This is a genomic window from Microcoleus sp. AT8-A3 (genome assembly GCF_036705675.1).
Classification (GTDB): domain Bacteria; phylum Cyanobacteriota; class Cyanobacteriia; order Cyanobacteriales; family Microcoleaceae; genus Microcoleus.
Window position 1 is genome coordinate 1 of the sequence record NZ_JAUBVD010000093.1, and the last position, 14,151, is coordinate 14,151.

The window sequence follows — 14,151 nt, forward strand, 5'->3', positions numbered from 1 at the left end:
TAATTTTTTTGGCTTTCCACGACTCCTGTCGGGGGCTTGCGTCCATCAGTCGATTTGAGATTTGAGATTTTAGATTTTAGATTGATTCCACAGATGAATCTGGGGGCTGGAACTAATATCTAATTTTTTTGGCTTTCCACGACTCCTGTCGGGGGCTTGCGTCCATCAGTCGATTTGAGATTTGAGATTTTAGATTTGAGATTTACTCCACAGATGAATTTGGGGGCTGGAACTAATATCTAATTTTTTTGCTGTCCACAATTCCTGTCGGGGGCTGGCATCCGTCAGTGGATTTTAGATTTTAGATTTGAGATTGACTCGACAGATGAATCTGCGGGCTTGTATCCGTCTTTGGGTAGGGTTAAATTTAACTTCTGTTGCGAAACTAGGGCGCGAGGCACAGATGACCCTTCGCGAGAAAACCGACAATTGATATTTATTTATATCTGTCGGCTCAGGTGATTTCTACCTAGCTGCATCATACCATTAGAGTTAGTCTAAAATCTCAATTCCCTTGAGTGCTGCGATTTCTTCGGAAATTGCCGCTATCATGAATATGCTGAAAACAGCGTGATTTCCAGCCGATGACTGGGGTGTCGCGCGATCGTCTAACCCTGAAAGCTCATAGTAAGATTCATCCGGCAGTCAACAAAATGGTAAACTGTTCGTGTCAGTACAAGACATTAAAACCTACCCCTGGACTGGGGGAAAGTCACGCCTAAAACATTGTAAGGAGATATCGCTACGCACACAACAGTGCAAACGTGGTGAGCCAGGGAACCTGAAAAATCAGGATATTAGGACTGCGAAGTCTTAAGAATCTCCGTCTGTTGAGAAAGCGGGGGTGTCAAATAATCGCCACGTATCAACCCGTCGAGGTTCAATCGCTAAAATAGTTCAGATCAGCACGCTTGCCCAAAGGCGTCAGGAACCCTTATGCAAAACTCTGTGGCAAAACACTACTTATGGGCTTTAGGTGAAGGGATCAAAGGGTGTAAGCCAGGCGATCTGATCGCTGGTCGCTACTTGGTCAAGCGCGATCGACTTCTTGTCGATACTCAACCCGAACACTTGCCGGAACTGCCCGATGAGATTCCGAGTGTTGTCACTCCTTATCTGAGACTGTTTGCCTATCAGTTGCACGTACCTCAAGTATACGGCCTGGTATCGTCCAAGATGAGCAAGCTATCGGGAGATATCTGGCTACTGGAAAACGTGCCTATTTTGAAGGTGACGGAATCTTTAATGCCGGAATTGGCGGATTCCTGGAAAGGAGCCGCAGCGATGCGCCAACTCAATTGGCTGTGGCAAATAGCCCAGTTGTGGCAGCCTTGTATCGCTCAGGGCGTGGCTTCGACGCTGCTGACTCCCGAACTGCTACGGGTGGAAGGGCAATTGGTGCGGTTTCTGGAATTGCAGCCCGATCGCAAACCGCCTCATTTGTCGCAGTTGGGGAAATTGTGGCAGCAGTGGCTCGAAGATGCTCACCCGGCTATTGCTAATTTCTTGAGGCAACTTTGCCAGCAAATGGTTGCCGGTCAAGTGCGCCACGGCGAACAACTAATGGGCCAGTTGGATAAAGCTTTGGCAAAGTGCGGCCGATTTTACGATCGTCACGTTGAAATTGCTACGGGCACGGATGTAGGCAGATCCCGCGCTCACAACGAAGATGCTTGCTATCCGCCCAGCGGTACGCTGTTGGCAGGAAGCCCGGGGGCGGAAGCTTGCGCGATTGTGTGCGACGGTATCGGTGGACAAGACGGGGGCGAAGTCGCTTCGGAAGAAGCAATTGGTGTGCTGCGCGACAAGTTGCAGCAAATGCCCCTGCATCAGGCTAATTGGGACCCGTTGAGCCTCACTTCCAAGCTGGAACGGGCAGCTTGTGCTGCTAACGACAAGATAGCCAGTCGCAACGACAGCGAACACCGCCAAGGCCGCCAGCGGATGGGAACTACGCTAGTTATGGGTTTAGCCCACATTCACGAGCTTTACGTCGCCCACGTCGGAGACAGTCGGGCTTACTGGATTACCCGCACTGGCTGCTATCAACTTACTCTCGATGATAATGTGGCTTGCCGCGAGGTGCGTTTGGGCTACTCTCTCTACCGGGATGCTTTGGAACAAGTCGCCGCCGGAGCTCTGATTCAAGCTTTGGGGATTACTTCGTCCAACACTTTGCACCCGACTGTGCAGCGTTTTCCAGTGGATGAAGACTGCGTTTTGCTGCTGTGTTCCGACGGTTTGAGTGATAAAGACCGGGTTGAGGAATGTTGGGAAGCGGAGATTTTGCCAATTCTCGACGGTAGCATTAGTTTGGCTAAGGCGCGCGATCGACTGATTGAGATTGCTAATACTAGAAACGGTCACGATAACGTCACTGTTGCTTTAATTCACTGTCAAGCGCATTTGAGGGAAGACGGTAATACTTTTACAGAACTGTCTGTCGCACCTTTAGATACGCCGATCGAACTAATTTCCGATAGCGAGGATTTGCCAACGGATTTGAATGGGCCCACAAGCCTTGGCAATGGGAATTCTGAAGTAAAAACGCTGTTGTTACCGCCGGAAAAAAGCAAAAGTTTATTTTCGCTGCTGCTGAAAATTTTATTTTTATTAGGCTTGGGGGGTGTATTTGCTTATTTTTTCATCCCTCCGGTGGGTCGCGCGATCGATACTGCCGGGGAGTCGATTTTCGGGAAACGCGGTTTAATTAAAGCTGGAAAGACGCCGGAGAAAACAGTTGAATCTGTAGCTTCTCCGGTCAAATCTTTAGAAATCGGCTCGTTTATAGAGATTAAAAGTTCTGCGGCTGGGGAATTGGGAAAAGAGGGCGATCGCTTGGATTTGCGAGGCGCAATCGGTGAGTTGACTGTCAAAGGAACAGTCCCAGCCGGCAGCGTTTTGCAGGTGACAAACAAACAGCTTACGCCTCAAGGCAATTGGCTGGAATTGAAAGTTTGTTCGATTCCTGAAATAGTGCGATCGAACTCTCCCAAACCCGAGTCAAATAAAGATTTTTCTACAGTTTCAAAACCGACACTGAATCCATCTCCCGCTGTGGCAACTCCCACTCCCTCGCCTTCCCCGCCAGTTAAGCCAACAGTTGAAGTAGAAAGCGCCAACCTGCAACCGGGAGAAATTGGATGGATTCAAGAACAAGCTGCTGTTGATAAGGTACTCTCCAACCCAGCCCCCAACCTTAATCAACAGGGAAAATGCGTTAATTCTGACTCAACTCCCAATGCTAATTAAACTGTTAATGCTAGCTCCGACCGAGGTAATTTGAGTAACTTTAGGAAAATGGAAGATGCAGCTTGCTAAAAATATAATAGTTTAAGGCATACACAGAGTTCAAATAAAATTTGAGGCCGCTCAAGCCGAAGATTCATCAACTTCTTGATTCCCGATCAAACTATGACGAAAATTACAGACTATTTCCAGGGAGTTTATGCGGTAAATCTCCCTGAAAGGAAAGACCGACGGCAACTCATAGTCAAGGAATTAGAGAAAGCAGGAATGCCCCTCACGCCCCATAAGGTTGAGATATTTCCCGCAATCCGCCCCGACGAAGTTGGAGGTTTCCCCAGCATTGGGGCGAGGGGATGCTTTTACAGTCATTTAGCTATCCTCAAGCAGGCAAAAGACAAGGGGTTGAGCAATATTTTGATTGTAGAAGACGACCTAGAAATTTCAGCAAAGTTCACAACAGACCAAGCTGTTATCCTCGAACAACTCTGTCAGCAAGATTGGGATTTCGTCTACTTCGGACACGTCGAAGAGGTTGAACAAAAGTCTCCTGTCGCCCTCGTACCCTTTTCTGAGGGGCTGATGACCGCTCATTTTTACGCTGTCAATGGCAGGATTTTCGATCGCCTCCTGCGGTTTCTGGAAGAACTGCAACAGCGACCTCCGGGACATCCCGACGGCGGCCCGATGCACCTCGACGGAGCTTATTCTACTTTCCGATCTCAAAATCCCGATGTTGTCACCTTGATTGCTTCTCCAAACCTGGGGTGGCAAAGGAGTTCCCGTAGTGACATCAGTCCTAAGTGGTTTGACCGTGTACCTGGGTTGAGTCGATTGGTAGGTGCAGGAAGAACCAGCAAAACAAGGCTGAAGCGTTGGCTTTCTAGTTAATTGAATTCGATTTTAAAATCCTTCGCTTATATCAAATCTGTTAGCACAATCGCCCGGAAAATAATTAATACCAAATCCGGGTTTATTAGTCCCTTTATGAAGGCGGCGGTTGAAACCTTTTGACCTCAAACTCTACAAATAAAGTCTGCCGGAGTTTACGCGACACGACGTAGCCTCAAACAGACAAGCGAGATCGATGGGATATTTAAGCCGGATTTGGTATCAGCATATTTGATATGATGCTTGATTCTAACCTAATTTGTTAGATACTTCTGCCAGTTTAGTCACCATTTGGGATACGGCTTTGTCAACTGCCTCGCTCAAAAGTGAGTCTTCATTGCTGCTGCCAGAATTGCCGCCAATACCCCTAACGGAAATATTAGAAGCGCTTTGATCTGCTTCTCCTACTGCTTTGGCAGTGGCAAGAATATCTCCCGAAGCTGTACCGATTAACCGCACATCTATTTGAACGGTAGCTTTGGTTTTTTGTGAACCGGCGCCGATTCCCATGAAACTGCCGCCGCCGGATTGTTTGTCGATATTAAACTTGGTAATGGTGCCGATGAGCACGGCGTCAACTCCTAATTGTTTGCCAATTTCGGCTGCTGTCCCGGCATCCATCGCGCCGCTGCGATTTTGCTGTTTGAGCACTTGTTCGAGTTTGCTGCGATCGACTACTGTATAAGTGCCGTTGTTGACCATAGTGAATGGGATTCAAGCCCCGTCCTTATAGGACGGCTTTTTATTTAGTTCCGGCAATCGAGCAATCATACTCCTAATCAATTCGGATTGAGTCATACCTCGCCTAGCAGCTTCATCAACAAGTTGCTTTTTTTCGGATTTTGTTACCCTCAAAAATATTTTTTTAGTTTTCATGCTTGTCCTGTCAAATGGCAATACATACAGTATAATTGAAGCAAGGAGGAAAAGACTTGAAAGCAAGATACCAGTATCGTTTTTATCCAACAAACCAACAACAGCAGAGTTTAGCTCGGTTGTTTGGTTGCGTCCGCGTTGTGTATAACGATGCTCTTGCGATCTGCAAACAATCCGAAAAGAAGCCAAAGTCCGCAGAGCTTCAAAAAACAGTCATCACTCAGGCAAAAAAGACTGAAGAAAGGGCGTGGTTGAGCGAAGTTTCAAACATTCCATTACAGCAGTCTGTAGCCGACCTAGAGATAGCTTTTAAGAACTTTTTCGACTCCTGTAAGGGAAAGAGAAAAGGGAGGAAAGTTGGCTATCCTAAATTCAAAAAACGGACTAACAGCCAATCAGCAAGGCTTACCCGTGGGGGATTCTCTATTAAAGACGGAGGTGTTTATCTTGCAAAGATAGGTGTTGTTAAACCCATCTGGTCAAGAGAGTTCCCTGCAAGTCCTAGCTCTGTAACTGTTATCAAAGATTGCGCTAACCGTTATTTTTTAAGCTTTGTCGTAGATATTGAACCAATAAGTGTTGAAGCTAAGAACCAAAGCATCGGCATTGATTTGGGCATCAAAACATTTGCGGTAATGAGCAACGGTGAAAAGGCTGTGAGTCCCAGCTACAAAGCGCTAGATCGTAGAGTGCGTCAACTCCAGAGGCGGTTGGCTCGACAACAAAAAGACTCCAAGAGGCGAAACCGAACTAGGATTCAGATTGCCAAACGGCACAACCAAATTGCTGATACCCGTAAAGACTTCCTGCACAAATTATCAACCCAAGTCGTTAGCGAAAACCAAACTATCGTACTGGAAGATTTGAACGTGTCAGGGATGGTTAAAAACCGCAAACTGTCCAGGGTAATTAGTCAGCAAGGGTGGCGAGAGTTTAGGGTATTGGTTGAGGCAAAATCCGAGAAGTATGGCAGGAAGTTTGTAGTCATTAGCCGATGGGAACCTACCAGCCAAACCTGCTCTGATTGTGGTTACAGATGGGGCAAAGTTGATTTATCGGTGCGTTCTATTCTTTGTTTAGGCTGTGGCAGCGAACATGATAGAGACAAAAACGCATCTATAAATATAGAAAAAGTCGGCACGGGGCATCGGCACGACTCTAAATGTACGTCGAGACAGAGTAAGACTACCGGGCGTAGCGTCCGTCAATGAAGCGTAAAGAATCACCGCTCGTTCACGACGGTGAGTATGTCAAGAGTTCGTTGATTAACAGTTCGCTGATGCCTTTGGCGGCGCCGACTCCCCTGTAGGAAGTGTAATAGCTGTTGGTGGGGCCGTAGTCGAAGTCCATGACGACGAGGCGCTTTTTGGCAGTTGCTTGGGCGAGTTGGGTTGCTGGTTGGGTGCTGGCTGGTGTGGCGATCGCACTTAATGAAACGCCTGCTAGCATTAGAGTAGCGAGGGAAATGCTGGTTAAGCGAGATATGGTGGTTCTTTTCATAAAGCTTACCTCACAGTTGTTTTGTGCCGACTCTAGAATACTTTACGGAACAGTCCGATTTGACATACCCCTGCCTAAAGGCGAGGGGATTCTTGATTCGCAGGGATTCCAATGAATTTACTTGCAGGCAAGCATCTTGACCGTATGCCCTACGGCTGCAAGTCCTCTAATTAGAACTACTTGAGCGGCTGCAACATCTCTGTCCGTTGTATAGCCACAGTTCGAGCATGAATGAGTACGCTCATCAAGCTGTTTTTTTCCTGTTTCTGCTAGACAATTGGGGCAAATTTGACTCGTTTTATGAGCACTTACCTTCTGAAAGTACACGCCATATTTCAAACAATTTTGCTCGCTTGATTGTGAAGAATTGACCCCAGCTTGCGTCTAAGCAGTGTTTCCCTAGCATCGCCCTAGACAGCCCAATCAGATTCAGATCCTCAACGAAAATCATTCCCACGTTTTGGCAGATTTGATGAGATAATTTACGATGCCAATCTTTCCGACTGTTAGCAACGTATTCATGCAGTTTGGCGACTTTCTTTTGAGCTTTACGCCAATTGTTAGAACCTAGTTTTTTACGACAGACACGTTGTTGCAGCAATTTAAGCTTGCGTTCTGCGTCTTTAAAAAATCTTTGGCGCTTGACTAAAAGACCGTTAGAAGTTGCTAGAAAATTAGTTAGTCCCACATCAATTCCGATACCTTCACCGTGGGGCATTAGAGTGGGTACTGAAACGTCCCATTGTAGGGCTAACATCACGTACCAACCGCTAACCCTACGGACTATCCTTGCTTGCTTAATCGTTGCACCATCAGGGATAGGACGTGATTGATGAAACTTAACCAAACCAATTTTAGGGAGCTTCACCGCTTGATTTTGGACAGGGTTAACCCCCAATTGCGGGAATACAAACGATCGCATTGTTCCTGCTTTCTTAAAGCGGGGGAAACCGTGTTTTTGTTCCCACATACTCACAAACGCTTTTTCAAGCCTTTTGAGTGTTTGCTGTAGGACGTGTACTTGGACGGCAGCCAAAGTGGGTATGTTTGCCCTAGCCGTAGTTAAACTTTTGCACTGGCTTGCATAAGTTGGTCGCGCAAGTTTCGGCCCGAATGATGAACTCAGATCGGATAGAGCAAGCGTTAATTCGACAACTACGAGACTCAAACCAATGTTTACGCAGGGCCAATGCGTAGTTGTATACGCGACGGCATTGTTCTAGCCAATCTTCAAAGATTGCTATTTGTCCTGCCGTTGGTTTGAGTTTGAATTCGTAGACTAAATGAAACATTTGCTCTATCCTCCTACCTGATTATATCACAACCATGAGCGAACGTAGGAACGCTTTTTCAAGAACTCTAATTAAAGCCGTCCTAAAAGGACTGGGCACAGCACCCAAATTTTCGGTCAGGGTTGGGGGTGAGGAGGTTGGAATTGGCGGGTTTTAGTGTTTTTTGACTTTCAACAGGCTTAATTTTTGTTAATGAACCGCAGAGGACGCAGAGGACACAGACTAAAGGTGGCAAGAACCGCACAGCCATCCAAAATTCCTCTTACACCCCAGATTCCATAAAACCCATCAACCAATTAGCCATCGTCGCCCTGCGAGTCTGTCGGGGCCCGAATTCCCCAATTTTATAGCCTTTAAAGCCTAATTTTTCCTTCAGCAACTGCTTGTTTTCTGGAGGGGTCGATCGAGTCAATTTCACTGTCGCCGGCCTAGAATCGATAAAATCCGGCGGTTCCGGGTACTCTTGCCGCCACTCGGCTGCAACACCTGCACTGTTCCACTTGCCAGTCTCGGCATCCCAGCGGTAGCCCAGATACTGCCAAACTAATCGGTTGACAGCAGCATCGTCGATTTCTTCGTTGAGAATAGCCCAAATAGTTTCGTTATTCAGCGGTGGTAATTCAGACATGAGCGCGATCGAATCGGAAATAAAAAAAGTTTAACTCACATTAGATAACATTATCAGGAACGGGCTCTCCGGCCCGTTCCACAAAAAATCCTAGGAATTTGTTTGTGGGGAGTAGGGGTTGGGCACGCGAACCCCGCCCAAAATGCCACCCCAAAAAAATTAATTATTCAAAATTCCGTCTTTCTGGGCCATAGAAAGCATTAAGTCAATTACGCGGCTAGAATAACCCCACTCGTTGTCGTACCAGGAAACCACTTTAAAAAACTTAGAATTCAGTTCAATTCCCGCACCTGCATCGAAAATGCTCGATCGCGCGTCGCCCTGAAAATCTGTCGAAACTACCGCATCCTCAGTATATCCAAGAATGCCTTTGAGTTCGCCCTCCGAAGCTTTTTTCATTGCCTCGCAAATTTCTTTATAGCTAGTTTCCTTCGCTGTTTTGAAAGTAAGGTCAACTACAGACACGTCGGGAGTTGGCACCCGCAAAGCCATTCCCGTCAATTTTCCTTTCAATTCTGGCAACACCAAAGTAACAGCTTTCGCTGCACCGGTCGAAGATGGAATAATATTTTGAGCCGCACCGCGTCCTCCCCGCCAATCTTTTTGGCTGGGCCCGTCTACAGTTGGTTGAGTAGCTGTCATTGCGTGAACTGTCGTCATTAAACCTTCTTCCAATCCGAAGTTATCGTTAATAACTTTGGCAATTGGTGCTAAACAATTCGTCGTACAGCTAGCATTAGAAACAACCGTATCTTTTGTCGGGTCAAATTTGTGGTGGTTGACGCCTACTAGAAAAGTTGGAACTTTTTCCGGGTCTTTTGTCGGTGCTGAAAGTATTACTCGTTTTGCTCCCGCTGTCAAGTGTTTTGATGCGCCTTCAAAATCTGTAAACAATCCGGTAGATTCTACAACATAATCTGCGCCGGATTTACCCCAGGGCAATTCGGCAGGATTTCTAATCGCTGTACAGGGGATAAAATTTCCGTCAACGACAATCCCGTCTGGTTTGCTTTCAACTTCGCCGTCGTAAATGCCGTGGGTGGAGTCGTATTTGAAAAGATAAGCCAGGTTTTCTGGCGAAACTAAGTCGTTAATGCCGACAAATTCGATGTTGGGGTTTTTGATGCCGGCACGCATGACTAGCCGTCCGATGCGACCAAATCCGTTGATGCCGACTTTTAATGCAGCCATGTTTAAACTCCTATTGAAAATATCGTTAGTCGATCGGGCGTTAGCGTTAGCTTTCGCGATCCGAAGGAAAGCCCGCCTTTACGGGGGCTACGCCAACGAAGAGGATCGCCTGTTGTGGCTTAGAATTTACCACGCTAACGGATTTTTGCAACTGATTCTTTTCTATCTCTTAAGAATTCTGAATTCTCCCCCGGCTGGGAAGGGCAATTCATCCTGAAATGACCGCTGACTAATGGCTAATGGCTGATTTTTGTCAACTTGTAAAAGTGCTATAATAGACAGAAAATATTTTCAAAATTGCATTTTTTCAATCAGCCTAAAGTAATAATAAAAAACTTATCCAAAAGGAGAAACGGATTAGCATTCTCACTAATGGCGATTGTCGGAACCAAAGCCTAGGATTAAAGTCGCAGATACGCGTATGGACACAGCACTGCCGTGTCCATACACTTATGGCGTACAATCTATAGCAATCCTTGCAGGAGTCGTAATTTTTTTACCCCACCCCAACCCTCCCCGAACTCGCAGGGAGGGAGTAAGAAATTTACAAATGATGCGAGGATTGCTATAGGTGTAGCTCAAATTTTCCGAATTGGTATAATCACCAATCACTAATGACTAATGACTACCCGACGCACCTAGTAATTAGCAATTCCACCGCATCTGAAATAAAACAGGACCCACCAAATTTATTGAGTACGGGTCTAATGTTTTCTGCAACTGCTGAAACTTGAGCTGGTGAACAAAAAGCAAGCACATAAATGTTATCCAGCGCCGTCATTGATGAATCACGGGAAACGTGATCCCTAGTGCTTTTTCCAGCGACATCACGAATCACCGCATAATCGGGTACGCCAGCTTTGTCTAAACCGTCTAAAATCTTGCCGAGTTCTACTGAGTGGGCTATGATTTCTACTCTTTTGACTGACTCCATCATCTCACCTCCAAAACATATTGATTCCGTATAGATACAGGGGAATGCCTACAATGATATTAAATGGAAATGTCACTGCTAAGGCCGTTGAAATGTAAAGACTTGGATTCGCTTCGGGAACAGTTAGGCGCATGGCTGCTGGTACTGCTATATAAGAAGCACTCGCGCACAATACGGCAAACAACAAAGTGTCTCCCTGCGGCATTCCGATTAATTTGGCTATTAGCAAAGCAATTACTGCGTTGACTATGGGAATTAGGATTGCAAAGCCGATCAGAAAAACTCCTGCTTCTTGCAAATCTTTAATTCTGCTAGCCGCAACCAGCCCCATATCTAGCAAGAAAAAAGTCAGAACTCCGTAAAACAAGTCTTGAGTAAACGGACTCATAACTTCCCAACCATGTTCTCCTGTCAGTACGCCCATAATTAGGCTGCCAATCAGCAGAAAAACAGAACTGTTTAGGAATGCTTCTTGCAACACTTCTGACCAAACTATTTCGCGTTTTCCTTCTTCCCCGCCAAATACACTGACTAGAATCAGACCGACTATAATTGCTGGGGATTCCATTAATGCTAGCGCGGCTACCATGTAACCGTCAAAGTCGATGCCCTGTGCTGTGAGGAAGGAGGTTGCGGTGATAAATGTGACGGCGCTGATGGAACCGTAGGTGGCTGCGATCGCTGCGGCATTGTAAGAGTCGAGTTTTATCCTCAGTATGAAAAAAGTATAAATTGGTACTAGCATTGACATCAGCATCGCTGCCAAAATTGTCAGGGCAACTTGCTGGTCAATGCCGCTTTTGGATAGTTCGACGCCGCCTTTAAATCCGATCGCAAACAGCAGGTACAGCGAAAACAGTTTGGGGATGGGGGCTGGAATTTCTAAATCAGATTTGAGAAAAATTGCCAGCATTCCCATGAAAAAAGCTAATATTGGGGGATTTAAGATATTTGACGATACTAAACTCAAATCCACGATCGGTCACTCCCATTTCTTGCGTTTTTAATATGACTTCCCCAGTAATTGTTGCACGAGAATGGATCAATAGACCGATCGAACTTTTGACTCAGAAGTTTGCTGAGGCTAAATATCCCCAAATACGGCAAAGGCGCACAGTAGACACCGTACAACGAGTAAGGTGTGCACTGTGAACCTGCAAGCTAAGTATTTTGGTTTAACTAAGCAACACCCAAATAAGACTCTAGGGCTTCGGAACCACCGATCAACTTGCCGTCGATAAATACTTGCGGCACAGTTGTAGCCCCAGTCATAGCCCGGAGCGATCGGGTTGTGATATCCCGACCCAAGACGATTTCTTCATAATCCAAGCCCTTTTGACTCAGCATTCCCTTAGCCTTAGCGCAGAAGGGACAGCCCATTTTTGTAAACAGCGAAACGACCTTCGGCTTGGTTGCTGCGGAGTTGATGTAGTTGAGCATCGTCTCGGCATCGGACACTTTGAAAGGGTCGCCCGGTTCCTCTGGCTCAATAAACATTTTTTCCACCACGCCATCTTTTACCAGCATCGAATAACGCCAAGACCGCTTCCCAAAACCTAAATCTGTTTTGTCTACCAGCATTCCCATGCCTTGAGTAAACTCGCCGTTACCGTCGGGAATTAACGTCACATTGTCTGCTTCTTGGTCTTTTGCCCACTCGTTCATCACAAAGGTGTCATTGACGGAAATGCAAACGATTTCATCTACGCCGTTTTCTTTAAAAACTTTCGCCAATTCGTTGTAACCGGGGAGGTGCGTTGACGAACAAGTGGGAGTAAAAGCTCCCGGCAGCGAGAACACTACTACGGTTTTACCTGCAAATATATCATCGGTGGTGACATCCACCCACTCGTTGTCTTTGCGAGTGCGAAAGGTGACTTTGGGTACTCTTTGACCTTCTTGGTTCGTCAGCATGATTTTAAATTCTTAGGTACTTGGGTTCAATTCCTTTGCTTATTATAGCGTACTCATAACGAGTATGACTTGTCAAGGGGAGGCGAGTTTTTTTTCTCGGACTTGGGCGCGCGCGCGAGTTCAGTTCATTGTCTTTGCGACAGCTAGCAGATTTAAAACTTGCTGTTTAAGTAAGTCGGCAATTCTGTCTCCATTCCTTTGCTGCTGCTAACGGGTGAGGATTTTTGGCTCTTCATTAGCTAGTATGCTAAACTAACAATCAAACTGCCAAGTAAGCAAACATCTAACTCGGAAGTTTTCAAAGTTTATAAATCCGTAAGCCGAACGTTTAATCAACTTGAGTTTATTGTTGATGCCTTCGACAACACCACTGGTAGTCTTATAATCGAAGTAAGCAATAATCTCATCTAGCCAACGAATAATAGTGTTCTGACTATCGGTAAAATATTTTTTAGCTCTTGACAACCATCTTCCCACTTGCCACAAACCGACTAACCAATTATTAGCCCGATCGAAAATTCTTCTAATTTCTTCTTTTAATTCAAGCATAGTTTTGAGAGTAGAAGATACATCTTTAACTTGCATTAGTTTAGCTTTTTGCTCTTCATTTATATCTGATTGGTTCTTCAATAACACATATTTACTTTTCTTCAATGCTTCTAAAACTTTCTCCGGGGCTGCTTTTTGTTCTGACGATTCTGCTTTTTTAATTAAATCTTCTACCTGTCTCTTCTCTCCCTTCCTTTGGGCATCTAATTCCTTATTTATTTGTGCCATTACATGAAATCTGTCGGCGACCACCTGAGCATTTGGCATCAACTCTCTCACTACATTTCTGTAACCTTTCCACAAATCTATACTTACTTCTTCTATTTGCTCTAATACTTCTTTACCCCATCCGAGCATTACTTCCTTAATTTCTTCTTGTTTCCTTCCTGCCAATATCGCGATTAGCTTAGACTTCTCTAAATCTATTAATACTGCACAGTAATTTCGTTTTTATTTAATTAGAGCTATTTTATCTATCCCTAATCTCTTCAACTCGCTCGGCTGGGCTTTTAAGTATTCTTTCGATGCGTCTGTTAACATCCTTTCTATTTCTTCTGTTGTCACGACCCCTTTTTTCGCTACGAATAAGGATATCATTCTCTAACACTTCTTGGATTATTGCTCTTGCTAGCCGTTTCGTATAGGTTCTTCTTTTTTTGACCAACTCCAACTCTTCACTAAATGGCTTGAGACATTTTTCACACTTAAACTGTCGTCGGTTGATTTCTAAAAATACGAACTTCTCTCCCCAAGGTAAATCTTTGACTAGGTATCTATGATTTTGATGTAATCTATGACTTTTTTTCCACAACGTGGACAGTTACTTTCCTTACCGATTCCTTCCACCTGTAAAATTATTCCAATCCCTTCATACTGGCGATGTGAGATTACTTTTATTTCCTCTATATTCAACAGCTCTGTTAAAAACTTTATCTCCTTGTTCGTTCTCATGGCTGTTCAATCCACCTCACCCCTCTAGCTTTTGCTTATATTTAATAATAAATGAGCTTCCTCTGTCAACCCCGGTAATGACTCTCCCAGCTATTTTCCTAGCGGGACTTAAACAAATTTTAAGCCCAAACAAAGCCTAAACTGGCTTTATAAGCGGAGAATACGTCCCAATTTTGGTT

14 protein-coding genes and 1 pseudogene are annotated in these 14,151 nt (G+C 45.3%); 3 read left to right on the forward strand and 12 right to left on the reverse strand.

Annotated elements, in window-relative coordinates; genetic code table 11:
• Window positions 1-936 precede the first annotated feature (936 nt).
• Together QUB51_RS28660 and QUB51_RS28665 are read left to right on the forward strand one after the other, a co-directional pair.
• The gene (locus QUB51_RS28660; RefSeq protein WP_333264280.1) at window positions 937-3,252 is read left to right on the forward strand and encodes a protein phosphatase 2C domain-containing protein; all 2,316 of its coding nucleotides are present in this window, start codon (window positions 937-939) and stop codon (window positions 3,250-3,252) included.
• Between the two features lie 162 nt (window positions 3,253-3,414).
• Complete coding sequence (locus tag QUB51_RS28665) at window positions 3,415-4,137, forward strand: glycosyltransferase family 25 protein (protein WP_333264276.1); 723 nt, start codon at window positions 3,415-3,417, stop codon at window positions 4,135-4,137.
• A gap of 249 nt (window positions 4,138-4,386) precedes the next feature.
• Here QUB51_RS28665 and QUB51_RS28670 read toward each other — a convergent pair whose 3' ends face one another.
• Together QUB51_RS28670 and QUB51_RS30530 are read right to left on the reverse strand one after the other, a co-directional pair.
• Window positions 4,387-4,839, reverse strand: a complete 453-nt coding sequence (locus QUB51_RS28670; protein WP_333055087.1) for a CsgG/HfaB family protein — start codon at window positions 4,837-4,839, stop codon at window positions 4,387-4,389.
• A 12-nt stretch (window positions 4,840-4,851) separates the two neighbouring features.
• On the reverse strand, window positions 4,852-5,013 hold the full coding sequence (locus QUB51_RS30530) for a plasmid mobilization protein (protein ID WP_333269959.1): 162 nt from the start codon (window positions 5,011-5,013) through the stop codon (window positions 4,852-4,854).
• 56 nt (window positions 5,014-5,069) lie between these two features.
• Here QUB51_RS30530 and QUB51_RS28675 point away from each other — a divergent pair, with 56 nt between their 5' ends.
• Window positions 5,070-6,224 carry a transposase gene (locus QUB51_RS28675; RefSeq protein WP_333055086.1) on the forward strand — a complete coding sequence of 385 codons (1,155 nt, stop codon included), beginning with the start codon at window positions 5,070-5,072 and terminating at the stop codon, window positions 6,222-6,224.
• Between the two features lie 22 nt (window positions 6,225-6,246).
• Here QUB51_RS28675 and QUB51_RS28680 read toward each other — a convergent pair whose 3' ends face one another.
• The 10 genes and pseudogenes from QUB51_RS28680 to QUB51_RS28725 all read right to left on the reverse strand — a co-directional run bounded on the left by QUB51_RS28680 (window position 6,247) and on the right by QUB51_RS28725 (window position 13,972).
• Window positions 6,247-6,513, reverse strand: coding sequence for a hypothetical protein (locus tag QUB51_RS28680; RefSeq protein WP_333264273.1), 267 nt, complete (start codon window positions 6,511-6,513; stop codon window positions 6,247-6,249).
• Between the two features lie 117 nt (window positions 6,514-6,630).
• Window positions 6,631-6,840 carry a zinc ribbon domain-containing protein gene (locus tag QUB51_RS28685; protein WP_333264283.1) on the reverse strand — a complete coding sequence of 70 codons (210 nt, stop codon included), beginning with the start codon at window positions 6,838-6,840 and terminating at the stop codon, window positions 6,631-6,633.
• A complete protein-coding gene (locus tag QUB51_RS28690) occupies window positions 6,812-7,681 on the reverse strand; it encodes a transposase (RefSeq protein ID WP_333264270.1) in 870 nt (289 codons plus the stop codon). The genes QUB51_RS28685 and QUB51_RS28690 overlap by 29 nt, the downstream gene beginning before the upstream one ends.
• Window positions 7,566-7,805 carry a helix-turn-helix domain-containing protein gene (locus QUB51_RS28695; RefSeq protein WP_333055082.1) on the reverse strand — a complete coding sequence of 80 codons (240 nt, stop codon included), beginning with the start codon at window positions 7,803-7,805 and terminating at the stop codon, window positions 7,566-7,568. The genes QUB51_RS28690 and QUB51_RS28695 overlap by 116 nt, the downstream gene beginning before the upstream one ends.
• 262 nt (window positions 7,806-8,067) lie before the next feature.
• Window positions 8,068-8,433, reverse strand: coding sequence for a DUF1823 family protein (locus QUB51_RS28700; protein ID WP_333055081.1), 366 nt, complete (start codon window positions 8,431-8,433; stop codon window positions 8,068-8,070).
• Between the two features lie 159 nt (window positions 8,434-8,592).
• Window positions 8,593-9,624 carry a type I glyceraldehyde-3-phosphate dehydrogenase gene (gene gap / locus QUB51_RS28705; protein WP_333055080.1) on the reverse strand — a complete coding sequence of 344 codons (1,032 nt, stop codon included), beginning with the start codon at window positions 9,622-9,624 and terminating at the stop codon, window positions 8,593-8,595.
• A gap of 625 nt (window positions 9,625-10,249) precedes the next feature.
• Window positions 10,250-10,561: a P-II family nitrogen regulator gene (locus tag QUB51_RS28710; RefSeq protein WP_333055079.1), complete on the reverse strand. Its 312-nt coding sequence runs from the start codon at window positions 10,559-10,561 to the stop codon at window positions 10,250-10,252.
• A 1-nt stretch (window position 10,562) separates the two neighbouring features.
• Entirely contained in the window at window positions 10,563-11,534 is a 972-nt protein-coding gene (locus QUB51_RS28715; protein ID WP_333055078.1) for a sodium-dependent bicarbonate transport family permease, read from the reverse strand.
• Window positions 11,535-11,737: 203 nt separating this feature from the next.
• Window positions 11,738-12,472, reverse strand: a complete 735-nt coding sequence (locus tag QUB51_RS28720) for a glutathione peroxidase (protein ID WP_333055077.1) — start codon at window positions 12,470-12,472, stop codon at window positions 11,738-11,740.
• Window positions 12,473-12,724: 252 nt separating this feature from the next.
• A pseudogene (locus tag QUB51_RS28725) lies at window positions 12,725-13,972 on the reverse strand (ISL3 family transposase).
• Window positions 13,973-14,151: the final 179 nt, after the last annotated feature.

Coding starts and splice junctions, on each gene's coding strand:
- QUB51_RS30530 (WP_333269959.1), bottom strand. CDS start 5,013: ATGAAAACTAAAAAAATATTTTTGAGGGTAACAAAATCCGAAAAAAAG.
- QUB51_RS28695 (WP_333055082.1), bottom strand. CDS start 7,805: ATGTTTCATTTAGTCTACGAATTCAAACTCAAACCAACGGCAGGACAA.
- QUB51_RS28720 (WP_333055077.1), bottom strand. CDS start 12,472: ATGCTGACGAACCAAGAAGGTCAAAGAGTACCCAAAGTCACCTTTCGC.
- QUB51_RS28670 (WP_333055087.1), bottom strand. CDS start 4,839: ATGGTCAACAACGGCACTTATACAGTAGTCGATCGCAGCAAACTCGAA.
- QUB51_RS28680 (WP_333264273.1), bottom strand. CDS start 6,513: ATGAAAAGAACCACCATATCTCGCTTAACCAGCATTTCCCTCGCTACT.
- QUB51_RS28710 (WP_333055079.1), bottom strand. CDS start 10,561: ATGATGGAGTCAGTCAAAAGAGTAGAAATCATAGCCCACTCAGTAGAA.
- QUB51_RS28665 (WP_333264276.1), top strand. CDS start 3,415: ATGACGAAAATTACAGACTATTTCCAGGGAGTTTATGCGGTAAATCTC.
- QUB51_RS28660 (WP_333264280.1), top strand. CDS start 937: ATGCAAAACTCTGTGGCAAAACACTACTTATGGGCTTTAGGTGAAGGG.
- QUB51_RS28700 (WP_333055081.1), bottom strand. CDS start 8,433: ATGTCTGAATTACCACCGCTGAATAACGAAACTATTTGGGCTATTCTC.
- gap (WP_333055080.1), bottom strand. CDS start 9,624: ATGGCTGCATTAAAAGTCGGCATCAACGGATTTGGTCGCATCGGACGG.